Source organism: Paenibacillus sp. GP183 (assembly GCF_900104695.1).
GTDB lineage: Bacteria > Bacillota > Bacilli > Paenibacillales > NBRC-103111 > Paenibacillus_AI.
The window spans coordinates 1,320,297-1,335,241 of record NZ_FNSW01000001.1; the positions used below are offsets into that span (position 1 = coordinate 1,320,297).

Annotated in this window: 18 protein-coding genes; 4 read left to right on the plus strand and 14 right to left on the minus strand. The window is 44.4% G+C overall.

The features are described from left to right. Nucleotides 1-25: 25 nt before the first annotated feature. From BLV33_RS06525 to BLV33_RS06560, 8 genes are all read right to left on the minus strand, one after another. The gene (locus BLV33_RS06525) at nucleotides 26-301 is read right to left on the minus strand and encodes an NAD/NADP transhydrogenase alpha subunit (RefSeq protein ID WP_090789371.1); all 276 of its coding nucleotides are present in this window, start codon (nucleotides 299-301) and stop codon (nucleotides 26-28) included. A gap of 25 nt (nucleotides 302-326) precedes the next feature. Continuing rightward, the gene (gene nth, locus BLV33_RS06530; RefSeq protein ID WP_090789373.1) at nucleotides 327-1,013 is read right to left on the minus strand and encodes an endonuclease III; all 687 of its coding nucleotides are present in this window, start codon (nucleotides 1,011-1,013) and stop codon (nucleotides 327-329) included. Nucleotides 1,014-1,182: 169 nt separating this feature from the next. Continuing rightward, a complete protein-coding gene (locus BLV33_RS06535) occupies nucleotides 1,183-3,930 on the minus strand; it encodes an S-layer homology domain-containing protein (RefSeq protein WP_090789375.1) in 2,748 nt (915 codons plus the stop codon). A gap of 27 nt (nucleotides 3,931-3,957) precedes the next feature. Next, complete coding sequence (locus tag BLV33_RS06540; protein WP_090789377.1) at nucleotides 3,958-4,515, minus strand: GerMN domain-containing protein; 558 nt, start codon at nucleotides 4,513-4,515, stop codon at nucleotides 3,958-3,960. 17 nt (nucleotides 4,516-4,532) lie between these two features. Beyond that, on the minus strand, nucleotides 4,533-6,011 hold the full coding sequence (locus tag BLV33_RS06545; RefSeq protein ID WP_090789379.1) for an N-acetylmuramoyl-L-alanine amidase family protein: 1,479 nt from the start codon (nucleotides 6,009-6,011) through the stop codon (nucleotides 4,533-4,535). 325 nt (nucleotides 6,012-6,336) lie between these two features. After that, nucleotides 6,337-6,942, minus strand: a complete 606-nt coding sequence (gene leuD, locus BLV33_RS06550) for a 3-isopropylmalate dehydratase small subunit (protein WP_090789381.1) — start codon at nucleotides 6,940-6,942, stop codon at nucleotides 6,337-6,339. Between the two features lie 27 nt (nucleotides 6,943-6,969). Further along, complete coding sequence (leuC, locus tag BLV33_RS06555) at nucleotides 6,970-8,391, minus strand: 3-isopropylmalate dehydratase large subunit (protein ID WP_090789383.1); 1,422 nt, start codon at nucleotides 8,389-8,391, stop codon at nucleotides 6,970-6,972. Nucleotides 8,392-8,546: 155 nt separating this feature from the next. Then, nucleotides 8,547-8,750: a hypothetical protein gene (locus BLV33_RS06560; RefSeq protein WP_090789384.1), complete on the minus strand. Its 204-nt coding sequence runs from the start codon at nucleotides 8,748-8,750 to the stop codon at nucleotides 8,547-8,549. 417 nt (nucleotides 8,751-9,167) lie between these two features. Here BLV33_RS06560 and BLV33_RS06565 point away from each other — a divergent pair, with 417 nt between their 5' ends. After that, entirely contained in the window at nucleotides 9,168-9,836 is a 669-nt protein-coding gene (locus BLV33_RS06565; RefSeq protein ID WP_090789385.1) for a L,D-transpeptidase family protein, read from the plus strand. Between the two features lie 106 nt (nucleotides 9,837-9,942). Then, entirely contained in the window at nucleotides 9,943-10,686 is a 744-nt protein-coding gene (locus BLV33_RS06570; RefSeq protein ID WP_253186991.1) for a polysaccharide deacetylase family protein, read from the plus strand. A gap of 55 nt (nucleotides 10,687-10,741) precedes the next feature. On the opposite strand, the gene BLV33_RS06575 is transcribed toward BLV33_RS06570, so the two are convergent. Further along, the gene (locus BLV33_RS06575; RefSeq protein WP_090789388.1) at nucleotides 10,742-11,170 is read right to left on the minus strand and encodes a cell wall hydrolase; all 429 of its coding nucleotides are present in this window, start codon (nucleotides 11,168-11,170) and stop codon (nucleotides 10,742-10,744) included. A 130-nt stretch (nucleotides 11,171-11,300) separates the two neighbouring features. Here BLV33_RS06575 and BLV33_RS06580 point away from each other — a divergent pair, with 130 nt between their 5' ends. Further along, entirely contained in the window at nucleotides 11,301-12,194 is an 894-nt protein-coding gene (locus BLV33_RS06580) for a LysR family transcriptional regulator (RefSeq protein WP_090789390.1), read from the plus strand. Nucleotides 12,195-12,311: 117 nt separating this feature from the next. After that, the gene (locus BLV33_RS06585; protein ID WP_171909037.1) at nucleotides 12,312-12,818 is read left to right on the plus strand and encodes a cysteine dioxygenase; all 507 of its coding nucleotides are present in this window, start codon (nucleotides 12,312-12,314) and stop codon (nucleotides 12,816-12,818) included. Here the strand turns inward: BLV33_RS06585 and BLV33_RS06590 are convergent. The 5 genes from BLV33_RS06590 to BLV33_RS06610 all read right to left on the minus strand — a co-directional run bounded on the left by BLV33_RS06590 (nucleotide 12,786) and on the right by BLV33_RS06610 (nucleotide 14,815). Next, nucleotides 12,786-13,007, minus strand: a complete 222-nt coding sequence (locus tag BLV33_RS06590; RefSeq protein ID WP_090789394.1) for a hypothetical protein — start codon at nucleotides 13,005-13,007, stop codon at nucleotides 12,786-12,788. The two genes, BLV33_RS06585 and BLV33_RS06590, sit on opposite strands and share 33 nt — an antisense overlap. Further along, nucleotides 12,997-13,251 carry a hypothetical protein gene (locus BLV33_RS06595; protein ID WP_090789396.1) on the minus strand — a complete coding sequence of 85 codons (255 nt, stop codon included), beginning with the start codon at nucleotides 13,249-13,251 and terminating at the stop codon, nucleotides 12,997-12,999. Before BLV33_RS06595 ends, BLV33_RS06590 begins: the two co-directional genes overlap by 11 nt. A gap of 189 nt (nucleotides 13,252-13,440) precedes the next feature. Then, a complete protein-coding gene (locus BLV33_RS06600; protein WP_216234716.1) occupies nucleotides 13,441-13,830 on the minus strand; it encodes a hypothetical protein in 390 nt (129 codons plus the stop codon). Between the two features lie 60 nt (nucleotides 13,831-13,890). After that, entirely contained in the window at nucleotides 13,891-14,385 is a 495-nt protein-coding gene (locus BLV33_RS29660; protein ID WP_216234718.1) for a hypothetical protein, read from the minus strand. 217 nt (nucleotides 14,386-14,602) lie between these two features. After that, nucleotides 14,603-14,815: a hypothetical protein gene (locus BLV33_RS06610; RefSeq protein WP_090789398.1), complete on the minus strand. Its 213-nt coding sequence runs from the start codon at nucleotides 14,813-14,815 to the stop codon at nucleotides 14,603-14,605. Between the last annotated feature and the right edge of the window lie 130 nt (nucleotides 14,816-14,945).

Below are 14,945 nucleotides of genomic sequence, written 5' to 3' on the forward strand. Positions count from 1 at the left end.
AACAAAAAATCTCCGCTAGGGAGATTTAGGATTGTAATGCCTTTTCTTTTTCCGGCAAAAAGATTTCGAAGATGTGCTTGTGCTGGAGGATGGTAATATCCTTTTCCTTGACCTTCATCACAACGACTTCTGGTTTGATTTTCATCCGGTCTATGTAGTTTTGCGGCACTTCGCCAGCTTCACTGACCGTCACACCCTCGATTTCCCTCTCTTCGTTATCTTTAAAAGGCGTATTGATGATCTGCTCATAAATATCGGAAAATACCTCAAAATTGTTCGTATACACTGCGATGCATTTCATTTCTATCCCATCCTTTATCTACTTTTCATAGTTCATCTGTTTTCTTACTTGAGCTAGTCTTTCTGGAAATGCTTGCTTTCATACGCTTTTTGCCTTCTCTGCATATGTCCAGAAGAGGACAAATTTCACATTGCGGGTTTTGCGCTTTACAGTGATATCTGCCAAAAAAGATGAATCGATGATGTGTCAGCGTCCATTCCTCTCGCGGCACGGCCTTCATCAGCTTTTTCTCGACTTCAAGCACCGAATCGTCCCATCCGGCTAATCCCAGCCTTTTGGAAACTCTCTCCACATGAGTATCAACCGCAATCGCTGGAACTCCAAAAGCGGTGGATACGACAACATTGGCCGTCTTCCTTCCAACTCCGGGCAGCTCAACCAGTGACTCATGCGTCTTCGGTATTTGTCCGTTATGCTTGTCAATCAACAGTTGGCACAGCTTTTGAATATTACTTGCTTTATTGCGGAACAGTCCGATTCGCCGAATATCGTGTTGCAGTTCTTCTAAAGAAACAGACAAATAATCCTCGGGAAGCTTATATTTTTGAAACAAAGCCGGCGTTACTTTATTAACGGTTTCGTCCGTAGCTTGAGCTGACAGCAGTACGGCAATGGTCAATTCAAACGGATTGCTGTGCGTTAATTCGCAATGCGCATCCGGGAACACTTCACCGATTACATCTAGTATATACCTTACCTGCTTCCGAGTCATAATTCCTCTTTCCTTAGGTGTAATATGTTCAAGTGTAGCGTTTTGTGGAGGGAGAATCAATCCTTTCCTTTAAGAATTTGCGAACATTTTATGAGAAAAAAATAAAATCCGCCTGACGCGGTAGAGACCCTCTACCTAATCAGACGGATTATGAGATTAAAAAGATGCATTATTGCTTTTGGATTTCAATAATTTGATCATCCACTACATAAATGGATATTGAATCATTGGCCGCAAGCGAGCCTAAAGTCATGGATTGTGTATCTTTATGGATATACACTTTGGCATAGAGATTAAATCTGGTTTTATCTGAAGAAGCGGCAGGCAGTACATTCAGTTGGTTCAGTACATTGTCATAAAAAGAAAATACTCTTTGCGCGGAGCTGGCTACCTGAATCAGCAGCTTATCACTCGCGTCTTTCATAATTTGTACACGGTCGCCGATCTTCAGAGCATCAAAGCTGACCACATTTCCGCCGTTTTGCTTCAGCAGGTAATTCGCGCCAAAACTGATGACTTTGTTGCTGCCGCTGAAATCCTGAATTGTAATACTGGAGCTGGCCGCATCCAAGGCCGTAATTTTACCGCGAATCGGAGTGACGACTTCGGCTTTTGCTATAGCTGAACCCTTAAAGGTCAGCTTTACATATTCATCTTTGGTGAAATCCGTAATCGCTGCCGCAGATTGACTAGTTTGATTTACTAGTGGAACCCCAGTTAAATCATATGTTACAAGTGCTCCAGCATCATTGACTACTGTAACCTTATTGGCGGCTGTATTGGTAATTGCAATTTTGTAAGCAAAAGATTTATTTACAACAATTTTGTTGATCGTGTTCTGATCATAGCTTAGTGTAATGCTAACTGGGTCTCCGACCAGCAGATCAGAAATCGTGCTGGTGGATTTGTTCGGAATTTCAACAGCGGGCTGATAAATATTCTTGAAGCTAAGCAGTTGACCACTGTTTGTCTTGATTGCAAAATCATTCGTCGAAACATTCAGTTGGCTTATAGAGCCATCGATCTGAGTTGAATAATCAACCGAGATCACCTTACCGTTCGAAACCTTCAAATCAATTCTTTTACCACTCGTAAACATGCTGGAAAAATTTGAGAAAGGTAAAGAAGTGCCCATGTAATTGATAATCGTTTTATCTGTCAGTGTGTAAGCTTGGGGATCGCCCTTACTGTCTTGCACGAATAGATATTTGGTTGGTGCATCATAACTGATTATTTTCGCAAAATAATTGTTGGCTACTGCGCGATTCGTAGCCGTAATTCTCGTTACTTTATTATTCAGCTTTTCCAAAGTGACTAAATCGCCTTTTTCCAAATCAAACAATCCTGCGTTTGGAAGTCCATCGATGACCACTTGAACATTATTTGCTAAAAAGTCTGCGGATAGAATTCCACCTGCTGTTTTAATATAATTGATGGTGGTTTTATCTGAGTTAAGATCCTGAAAAGTTCCGGCTACTGTAACACCAACATCCACCTGTTTTTTAACGGTAATCCTGGCGATTTGGCTGTTTACCACATCGTAGGAAATCGTATCCCCTACATGCAGCCCGTCCAGATTAATCAGAGTGTTATCCGTGGAGGCGATGATCGCTTGACTGGAAACTGGAAAGCTTTCAACTGAATTAGTTGAGGCTTCAAGCAGGGTGAGTTTATTGTCGCTCTTTGAAATTACTTGAAGGGTGCCTTCCGCTTTTTTGTTGATTGGCACCTGCTTGACCACAATTTGCGTGATTTTTGGACTTTTTGAAATTTTGTTCTTTTTTAGCTCAATGATGCTGTCTTTCAATAATGAATCCAAACTCAGACCACGGCCATCCTTGTCGGTAACCGTTACATCTGCAGCCAACTCTTTTTGCACATAATCCTTCACTACGTCACTGTAATAAGTGAGAGTAAGATCGTTCAGGTTTACCTTGAACAAAGTTCCTGATTGGACATCCATCTGCAGCTCATCCTTCAAAACTTCAACGAAATATGCGGTCCCATTAACTTGAATCAAGGAAACTTCATAAGATGGCTGGATGCTGGAGGGAACAATAGTGTCATCGTTCTTGTTGCCGTAAAAAACAGTATCATTGGATAATGTATAATTGCTGATATCCCCGTTTTTATCCATAATGGAAATGCTTCCGCTTGTAAGGCTGTTTAAATATCCCTTTACTGCACGTGCAGGCAATGAGGCCAGATTTTTTTGCGAGCGGCTGAGGAATGCTGCCATTTGTGCACGCGTTACCGCGCCTCCAGGCTTGAAGGATCCATCTTCAAAGCCGTCAACAATTTTCAATGAAACAGCAGAATTAATATAGCCTAAATTGGAATAAGCTATGTCGCTGTTATCGGTAAAAGAAGTCGGAGCGGATGCCAAGCTGTCTGCTGTTGCCTGCTGTCCGATGGCGCGGATTGTAATTTTGGCTACCCATTCCCGACTAGCGTTGCGGGCTCCCCATTTTGTTTTGGTGTTGTTCGGAAGCAGCTTTTCTTCATCCAACTTAATTAAACCTTTGTTTAAGGCAACAGCTACATATCCGTTAAAAAAGTCATCGACCTTCAAATAATCTGGGAATACAGTTGTCCCTTTGAGTGCTTTCACTTCACTTTCAAGCCCCATCATGCGAATGGCCATGACGATAACTTCCTGCTGCGACACCGAGCTTTCAGCACGGTAATTGCCATCCTCATACCCTTCAATAATGCCTTCAAGCGCCAGCTTGCTGATATGCCTGGCTCCCCAATACGTGGACTTCACATCAGGGAACTTTAGTTTGACTGTGCTGGCAACGGTTGTGGTGGTTGTTATTGGTGTATCAGTGGTTGATTGTGCGTATACAGGGCTCGCGGCTGCACCAACTACGATCATTGTGCTTAAGAGTACTTTAGCAATCTTCTGTTTCTTCATGGACAGGGTGACTCCTCTATTTATAAATTAGTTGGGGCGTTTGATCGGATATGGCAGATCCATGTGTCCCATTAAGCTATCCACTTTTTGGCCGTCCTTGAGCACGGAAAGTGTCTTCACTTCAGGAAACTGGAAGACGGTTTTTTTGAGTGCTTGAAGGAAATAGTCCTCTCCTGGAGCACCCAATTGAGTATTGGATCCAAACCCAAGATCGAGCTTCAAATCGCCGGATGCTTTGTCAAAAGCTACGGTTTTAAAAGTGACACCCGCAAATAGCGATGCCAAACTGGAGTCGCTGCTTTTTTTCAAAGCGTTCAGGGTCGCAGCATATGGAGCTTCATCCGGCTTATAGGTTACGGTTGCTTCTTTTTCAACGAGCTTCGATTGATTGCTGTCTGTGAAGTAAACCTTTACCGTGCTCTGTTTGAGTTCAGGTGTCGGTGCAGGTGTTGCTGATACAACTGGAGTTGATACAGGTGTTGTTGTCGGCTGAGTTGCATTAGTGGCAGGCTTTTGTCCACATCCCGAAACGGCTAGAGCAATAAAACTGGAAATTAAAATTCCTTGATAAAGGTGCTTTTTCATAAGTATTCATTCACTCCTTATTTGAGGTTCAAGTATTCTTTGATGGCGGAAGCTAAGGAGGCTGCGACTTGATTCTGGAATGCGTCCTTAAACATTGAAGCTTCATCACTTTGGTTGGATAAATACCCGACTTCAACTAATACGGCTGGCATGGTTGTTTTAGCAATGACGCGAAAATCCGCTTGCCTGACGCCACGATCGGGGAAACCAGTCGCTGCGACTGTATTCTTGTGAATCAAGTTGGCAAGGGCAATGCTGTCCGTCCTGCTGTAGTAAGTTTCCACCCCCGAAATTTTGGGCACATATTTATTGCCATGAATGGACAAGAACAAATCTACCTGATGCTCATTGGCGAATTTAGCTCTGTCATCCAGTTCAACAAATGTGTCATCATTACGGGTCATGAGCACCTCAATACGCTTATCTGCAGAAAGCAGCATATTTAATTTGTTCGCCATGGAGAGGTTGAAATCCTTCTCTTGTTTACCAGTTATGGAAATCGCGCCTGGATCTTTTGCCCCATGACCGGCATCTATCACAACTTTAATCGTATGCTTCTTGATCGCGGCAAGCATTATGCTTGGATCAAGAGACGGGAGGATTTCAAAATCCGCTTTTTCCTTCAAATCCAGAATAATGCGTACTGTGGAAGGAACGCTGTTGTAATTGGAAAAACGAATTTTCTGAATGAGCGGGTGATTCGATGGGAGCTCGCCTTGCGTTCCTGTCAGCTTTTTCGTCAAATTATCACCCAAAGCTGAATAGGGCAAATCAAATACGATTCGATCCGGATTCTCCAGCTTTAACATGGTCGGCTTCAGAATACCATCTTTGGACCTCACTATGATTCCTGTGCCGGATGTTTCAATAGATTCAACCAGTTTAACCGGTTGATTGGCGGGTATCGCAGGTGACTCTGCAGGTGGAATTACCGGTTCTATTTGAGGCCCATTCTTTACCGGAACCGGGGTTGGGGATGCTGTTGGACCCACTGGACTCGGCTTTGGACTTGCTGGCTGGTTTTCCGGAATCGGCGGTTTATCGGGAATCGAATCAGTTGGAGCTGCAGATTCCTTTTTGAACATATGCACTGAACTGGTTAGTCCATCCCAATTAAACTGGACACCAAATTGCTCACCAATGACACGTAACGGAAGCATGGAGCTGCCTTCAACTATAATTGGAGCAACTTCAAGCATCTTGCTTTTGCCTGAGACCAGGATATTAGGCTTGTCGATCGTGAGCTGAATGCTGGTATCACCTTTGTCTATTGACACTTGACGCTTGGCTTCATCCCACTTCACTTTCGCCCCTAATTCTTCTGCGACGATTTTCAAAGGCACTAAAGTATTGCCTGCAACAAGACGCGGAGCTACTTCTGGCTGCAAAAGCTTTTCATTCATATACAGTTTAATAGGCACATCCGCACCCCAAACCATACTCGGTAAAATCAGCGTACATACAAACAGCGCCAATAAAACTGCAGGAAGTTTCATTATTCACCTCTATATCATGTTAAAAAATTATGAGATCAATGAAAATATGGGTCGGCACAACGTCCTATCCAGCAAAAATAGCCGTTTCTTATGTATTATTATCTGGTTTCACGCAAAACCCCTTTCATTCGACATGTGTATATGGATTAGACGCGAAAAACTGGCAAAAGTTGCAACAAAAAATACCACTATGCGATAGTGGCAGATGTTTATATATCAATTGTTGTCGCTGCGGGAGAGCGTTGTTGCAGGGTTAGAGGAAGCAGTTGTTTAAACACCAAAAAAAAGTGGCTGCTCCCGTCCTGAAGGGAGCAGCCATGTTAACTTACTTATATGCTAATCGTGCGTGATGCTGTTCTTCGTATGCTGCAATTTTTTCTGCATGCTGAAGCGTTAACCCGATGTCGTCGAGACCTTGCAGCAGGAATTGGCGGCGGTGCTCATCCAATGTAAAGCTGATGTCCAGGCCGAAATTATCGCTTAGCTTGTTGTTTTCCAAATCCACATTCAGCTTATAGCCTTCATGAGCAGCCGTGCGCTGAAACAGCTCCTCGACCTGCTCTTCGGACAGGGTAATCGGCAAAATGCCGTTCTTGAAGCAGTTGTTGTAAAAAATATCCGCATAAGACGGAGCGATAATAACCTTGAAGCCGTAATCCTGAATCGCCCAAGGCGCATGCTCACGTGAAGATCCGCAGCCGAAGTTGGCTCTGGAAATTAACACGGAAGCCCCCTGATAACGAGGTTGGTTCAAGGAAAATCCCGGAATAACCGCACCGCTTTGATCCCATCTCCATTCAAAGAAAAGAAATTGTCCGAATCCTGTGCGTTCGATCCTTTTTAAAAATTGCTTGGGGATGATCGCATCCGTATCGACGTTCACACGGTCTACCGGTGCAACCAGGCCTGTATGCTGCTTGAATTCTTCCATATTGAAGGTCTCCTTTACACTTCTATATTAAGCTTGCTGATAAGTTTTGAATTTCCAATCACGTACATCGACGAAATGCCCTTCAATGGCTGCCGCCGCCGCCATAGCAGGAGAAACCAGATGCGTACGTCCATCTCGGCCTTGGCGTCCTTCAAAGTTACGGTTGGATGTCGATGCGCAGCGTTGACCCGGAAGCAGATAATCCGGATTCATCGCCAGGCACATGCTGCATCCGGCATCGCGCCATTCAAAGCCCGCTTCGACAAATATTTGGTCCAAGCCTTCTTCTTCCGCTTGAATTTTCACGCGGCCTGATCCCGGTACAACAATCGCTTGAACATTCGGCGAAACCTTGTAGCCTTCAGCTACCTTGGCTGCAGCGCGAAGATCTTCGATACGGCCGTTTGTGCAGGAACCGATAAATACAACATCTACACGGAGATCGGTCATGCGGGTTCCAGGTGTAAGACCCATGTATTCAAGCGCTTTTTCAGAAGCTTTACGCTCATTTTCAGTTGGGAAGCTCTGCGGATCGGGGACAAGAGCATTAATGTTTGTGCCCATGCCCGGGCTTGTGCCCCAGGTTACTTGGGGAATCAAGGAATCCGCATCGAATTCCACCACACTGTCATAGACTGCGCCGTCATCAGTCACATAATGCTTCCATGCGGCTACTGCTTCATCAAATGCTGCCCCTTGGGGTACAAACTCGCGGCCGCGGAGGTAGCTGAAAGTCGTTTCATCAGGAGCGATTAAGCCAGCTCTTGCGCCACCTTCAATCGACATGTTGCAAACGGTCATACGCTCTTCCATGGAAAGTCCACGAATGGCTTCGCCCGTATATTCAATGACATAGCCTGTTGCAAAATCAGTTCCGTATTTAGCGATGACACCAAGAATCAAATCTTTGGCAGTAACGCCCGGGTTCAGCTTGCCGTTGATCCGTACTTCCAATGTCTTAGCCTTCGACTGCTGCAAGGTTTGAGTCGCAAGCACGTGCTCCACCTCACTCGTACCGATACCAAAAGCAAGTGCGCCAAACGCGCCGTGTGTGGAGGTATGGCTGTCTCCGCAAACGATCGTTTTGCCGGGTTGGGTAAGTCCAAGCTCAGGTCCAATGATGTGCACAACACCTTGATCCAGGCTGTCAAGATCGTATAGCGTGACACCGAAATCGCGGCAATTTTGCGAAAGTGTATCAATTTGCTGCTTGGAGATCGGATCTGAAATGTTGAAACGGTCTTTAGTAGGCACATTGTGATCCATCGTCGCGAATGTCAAATCCGGTCTGCGGACCTGCCGTCCGCTTAAGCGCAGTCCTTCAAAAGCTTGCGGGGAAGTCACCTCGTGTACAAGGTGCAAATCAATATACAAGATGCCTGGCTTGCCTGCTTCTTGATGAATGACGTGATTATCCCAAATCTTCTCAAACATTGTCTTTTTACTCATTTATCAATCACCTCTCGCGAATCTTTTAAAGTCATCCTATCACTTTTCGCTTCATAGTTCCAAGATATAATTTCTATAAGCTTAATAGGATAAGACTATAAGATAATGCATTCCGGTGTATTGGGAGGATTACATTACCCATGAGCTTCTCGATATTACCGATATGCAGCCGCCTTGAAATGTATAGGTGCTACGGCCAAGATTCGGTCAATTACAAATACTCTCGGTGCTCGCTGCTGCAAACAATATGCACGTACTACTCTGCCCTTAATCGCCCGAACCTCAATTTTGCGTTGTGTAACCTTTCCCAATCTGTCCAGATAGATGATTTCCACCACTCGACCGATATACTTATTCATTCCGATCGCCTCCTGAAAGCGAACATATGTTCTGACTATTATAACCAAACAAAAGGCATACATGCAAGTCATACTAGGATAAACGGCTACGCTGTCCTAAAAGACGAGCGCGTTTGTCAAAGTTGATGCGAAGTAAGATAAGTTTAGAAAAACTTATACTTTCTTATCAACAAAAAAATCCTACCCCCAACAGAGGTAGGACAATGAAATAAAAAGGTTATGAAAAAAAGTTTAAAAACAGGAAATAAAATTTCCTTAATCAAATATACAACACAATATATTGTATGTCAATTAGCAAATTATACCTACATATAGGATTTATCGCCAGTACCATGTCGGAATTTACAAATCGTTTCATCATTAACAAGCTTTCTGGGAAAGATAATTCTGAAGTAAATACTTTATTGGAGCATTTAAATGAGAAAAATTATCTTAACGGTTGTGTTTTTGTTGTCATTCATCATATCAATGACTGATCCTTCTGGAACGCTGGCAAAACCAATCAAGAAGGATGACATTTATATCATTATTGACCCGCTCAAAAATCATTTAAAATTATTTGTGAACGGCGCTCTTTATAAGACGTATCCAATAGCATTAGGTAAACGTGAGACTCCTACACCGGTAGGGGATTTAAAAGTAATAAATAAATCCAGAAATTGGGGATCCGGGTTTGGCACTCGCTGGATTGGGTTGGATGTTCCTTGGGGAACCTATGGAATTCACGGTACCAATAATCCCTATTCCATTGGAACTGATACAAGCCACGGGTGTATTCGGATGTTAAATCAACATGTGGAACAGCTGTACGAATTTGTAGAAATCGGAACACGTGTAACCATTTTGGGTCACGTCCTTGGTGAACCGCAAATGGAACCCAGACGATTGGCTAAAGGGGATAGCGGGGCTGATGTGCAATTGATCCAACATTTACTGCAAAATGCAGGTTATTTTAAAGGTACCTGTAACGGAAAATTTGGTCCGTCAACCGAAAGAGCACTCTTAGCCTTCGAAAAGGAACATTCCCTTCCAATCGATGGAATTATGAGCCAACATGATTATATGGAGCTTGGACTTCTAGAATGAAGCCGATGCTTTCCGAACTGCATTTTTTGTGCAGCTTAGGTTATCCTAATCCTAACATCCCCAGTAAACAGGAGGAATTCATATCCAACACTTCATCATAAAAATCGTGATCACGGCAGCTGTCAGCACCTTTCTTCTAAGTTCCTCTGCTGATGCAAAGCCTAAAAAAGACAGAGCTTATTATGAAGCCAGAGGGGAAGTGGTATGGGAGGTACCCACCTCGGAAAAAGTGATTGCACTGACTTTCGATGATGGTCCCGATCCGGAGAATACTCCCCGTGTTCTTGATCTACTCAAGCAGTATGACGCCAAGGCAACCTTCTTCTTAACAGGAAAAAAAGTGGAGAGATATCCCGACATAGTGAAAAGAGAGCAAAATGAGGGTCATGAGCTTGCGAATCATACTTATAACCATACCTTTTTCAATAACCGTGCCTCCTTTTCCAAATTAAAACAGGAGTTGCTGCAGGCCAATGACGCGATATTCAAAGTTACTGGACAGAAATCTCATTTGTTCCGTCCTCCCGGCGGCTATTACAATGAAAAGCTCGTCAACATGGCCAAAGAGGAAGGCTACATAGTCATCATGTGGTCCTGGCATCAGGATACCAAGGATTGGAGTTCACCCGGGGTGAACAGGATCGTAAAAAATGTATTGAGTGATACGCGAAATGGAGATATCGTGCTGTTTCATGACTATTCGGATGGCCAAACCCAAACCGCGGATGCGTTGAAGATTATTTTACCCAAGCTAAAGGAACGCGGCTACCGTTTTGTTTCCGTTTCGGAGCTGCTGGCTTACGGTAAGCTGAAGCCCCGTGAAGTCAATGATAAAGACGCGATTAAGTGAACGTACTGAGGCATTAAACAACCCGCCCTCCATTAATGGGAGAGCGGGTTGTTTGTCAATACGTATGATAAATATGTTCACAGGTCGCCGAGTTGGGTTCGTAAAAGCAATGCTTTTTATATCTGCTTACAAAAGGCTGATTATACCATGTCGACGGGCAGTTTGCCGGGGGCCTGAAGTACCACAAGCTGAATTTTGCCGGCCAGTACCTTTCACCATTTATAGATCCCCGGGCTAAACGTTTTTCCTTGTCCCGGGCTGATTGATAAAAGAAGCCATGTATCGTCGCTTCAAATGCATGCGGTTGAAACACCATCTGCGGGATTGTCCGAAGCCCCCTGAAATCGGAGCAGTTCGCTCTGATCCGGTTGATCCCCACGTTTCCAACGAGCTGCATCCCCCGAATGCCTTCACCTTCCGCTTCCGCTCGAAGCAATCTGGCCAGGAGCGCAACATCCTGATTCCGAGCTTTCACTACTGCCATCCATTTCACCTCTCTTCAGTGTCATACACCTAACATATTGTGAATACAGCCAATGGGTGCGTAGAAGAGTAACGGTGATTGATATATAATAGCGATAAACTGCATTTGATAAAAAGGAGATACCTCTGTCATGGAACTAAGACAGCTGCAATACGCGATTCAAATTGCGGTCGAACGGAATTTCTCACGCGCCGCCGAAAAGCTGCACATCGCGCAGCCCTCACTCAGCCAGCAGCTCTCCAAGCTGGAAAAGGAAATCGGAGTTCTGCTATTTCAGCGCAGCACCAATTCGGTTGAGCTTACCCATGCCGGCTCACTTTTTGTGGAAAAAGCCCAAAGCATTCTCGATAAGGTCGAGCAGCTGAAAAAAGAAATGGAAGACATCTCGCAGATGAAAAAAGGGCGTCTGGTCGTAGGGAGCATGCCGATTACCGGCTCCACCATTCTTCCATTTGTTGTACCGGTCTTTCAGGCCGCGTATCCGGAGATTGAGATTTCGCTCGTTGAGGAAACCTCGTCACAGCTCGAAACGCTGACCAGCAACGGACAGACTGACATCAGCCTGCTTTCATTGCCTTTAAGGGAAGATTCCCTCTACTACGAAACCTTGCTGGTAGAAGAAATCGTCCTTGCCGTTCCTCCGCAGCATCCACTCACAGGCCGGAAAGAGCCGATCGATATCAAAGAGCTGCAGCAGGAGTCCTTCATTGGACTCAAGAAAGGTCAAGGCTTCAGCAAGCTAACCTTGGATCTATGCCAACAGGAAGGCTTTACCCCGAAAATTGTATTCGAGTCCAGCAATATGGAGACTGTGCAATCGCTTGTTGCAGCAGGAATGGGGATTGCTTTTGTGCCCATTTTGATTTCCAAACGAAGCTGGAGCGAGCCTGCTCCTATTCATCTAGCTCTAAAAGGGCGGCCGACTCGAACCTTAGTGATAGCGTACCGTAAAGGCAGATATATATCGAAGGCGGCGGAAGCTTTTATCGATACGATGAAGCAGGTTATGAAAGATTATAGATGACGATGTTCAGCGGGCATAGCGGGTAGGCACCTCTCCCCTTTCTGCAGCATAGTCTATATCAAAATTTCTTATAGAAAACAAAAAGTTTTCTAATAAAGACATCAGGAGGAGATTGGATTGCTGATAAGTCAAATTGAGCAGACATTCTGCAAATTGGCAAAACCCGATATCGATCAGTTAAAAGCTGCTATTCTATCGTTAGGACCTCATCTGAGTGAGGTAAAGAACTATAAGACGGAGCCGGAACAACTGCCATATGGCCGAAATGTGCTGCTTCGTACGGATGAACTGGAAGTCATCGTGATCCATATCCCTGGCCATCAACAAACAGCTATTCACGACCATGGTGAGTCGGTTGGCTGTGCATATGTTGTTGAAGGCGAACTGATGAATACGATCTGTTCGTTGGACAAAGATGGCTTTCCGCAGCCGGAAGCTTATCAACAAATTCGAGCAGGCGAATGCTTCACTGCGCCATCGGAACAAATTCATGAGCTGGCCAACCTCCGTGATGAAAGCATGATCTCCTTTCACGTCTATGCCCCGCCGCTTAAAGATGTTAAGCGTTATATACCTTATGTGGAGGGTCGACTAGCGAATTCGGGAAAAGCTAACCAAGCCTAAGAGATTTATCTTTGTCTTTTTCCCTTGCTCTCTGACCATACCCATAAATTGTCCAAGGAATTGTTCCCAGCTTAGACCGATTTCTTTTTTCTTGCCGTTGTCTTCAACGATCGTGTTCACGCTTTGATTTAAAGCGGCTTCCAGATGCCTTAATGCTTCTCGCAGATGATAATCTACATTATGCTCCATCTTGTAGTACATTCTCCTTAGCTTTCATTAGTGGCGCTGACTGCTCTTTAGCTTTTAATGAGAATTTATCGGCTTCGCTATGAATCATATTTCCAAACAATAAAGTAAAGAAATCGCACCATTTTTGCGCCAATTCCATGGGAAAATGTTCGTTTTGAACCTCAACTTTAGTCTGGTTGAATGCCTTTTCCAGATGCGCGGCTGCTATGTCCAAATGATGAATGACGGATTCTTGTTCTATCATTCACACCCCTCCCAGATCATAAGATCAAGTCTATTTAATTCGCGTAAAGAAAAGCTTCTCAGAAAATTATTTGCTTATTATGTACATTCGGGGTTGGAATATTCATGCGGAGGGGTGAAGGCTGGAGAAATACGTGTGATAATGCTGATTAAGGACTAATGGGAATATGACCCTATTAGTCCTTATTTTCTAATTCATGGCGTGAACTGTATTCTCTTGTTCCATGGGGTCTTTAAACATCCTTGATTCTTGCGATGCTGAATCCGTCATGAAATTAGGCATGCCTTGCTTGAAAACAGCGCTGCCAGCCTGATGTCCGACGACGGTTCCGACCTTGGCTCCGAGAACACCCCCCAAGACGGCTCCTGCTACAGTACCGAATCCCGGAAGTAACGTAGTGCCGAGCATACTGCCGTATTCCACACCTGCCCAGACGCCGACCCCACCGGTTATATTCTCGGTCGTTTCCACTGCATATTTCTTACGATATATCTCTCCTTGATTCAAGCTCTTGGTATCCTGATATTGCTTTACACCCCCAAACAAAAGTCCTGCCAATACAGAAATGCCTTGATACATAAAATATTCCCTTCCTTCTTGGAGTTAGTGTAAATCCGGCAAAAAGTGATCCTAATCACTTTAACTTGAGGGCTGCTGATTTCGTGCTTCTTCAACAACAGATTGCAATTGCCTCTTCATACCGGCTGCTGCTTCTTTGGCTTTCTCCGATAAGTCGAGCGCCATCTCCGTTGCTTTAACCGCCATTTTCCTTGCCGTTGATTTAGTTTCCTCTATCACGGGCTCCGTGATGTTAGACAGCCTTTGAATAGTAGCCGACTTTTGATTGAAAACAGCGTTGCCAGCCTCGTGTCCCACGGTGCTGCCGACTCTAGCCCCGAGTATACCTCCCAGAACAGCTCCTACAGCTGTACCGACTCCAGGAATTAATGTGGTGCCGAGCATACCGCCGTATTCGACACCTGCCCACACGCCTAGCGCACCGGTTACATTTTCGGTCGTTTCAACTGCATATTCTTTACGATCCATTTCACCTTGATTCAAATTCCTGGTATCCCGAAATTGCGTTATCCCACCAAACAAAGCTCCTGCCCATAAAGAAATGCCTTCAAACATAAACCATGTTCCTCCTTCCTGGAGTTAATGTAAGTTTGCGAATGCGGATTTTAATGGAACGAAAGAAAAAGCTCCTGAATTTCCAATTACCAACAACAATGGAAGCACGCGAACGTAAACTTTCGCTCAACTTATCCTGTTGAAAGGTTGCCCTATTTTTCAAAAAAACTTGCAGGCCAAATGTAAACATTTTTCTGGTTTGTTTCTTTAAGCAAAATCAAGGGGAAGGCTGCTGATTTCGGGCCTCTTCAACAACCGATTGAAATTGTTTCTTCATGCTCACTGTTGCTTCTTTGGTCTTTTCCGATAAGTCAAGCGCCGTTTCCGTTGCTTTGATCGCCATTTTCCGCACCGTATTTCTGGCTTCCGGCGACAACGCCAACAATAAAGCTACTGCGGCCAAGGTTAATCCGAAAGGTGATTTGAACATATTGGATCCTCCTGTACTGGTTAAATTCATACTACATGCCTAAAGTTTCCATCTATTTCTTTTTTATGCATCTTATTTTAATGAATAATTCATTTCGTGCTTGGTAAAACATATTTCAAAACATGAAGCC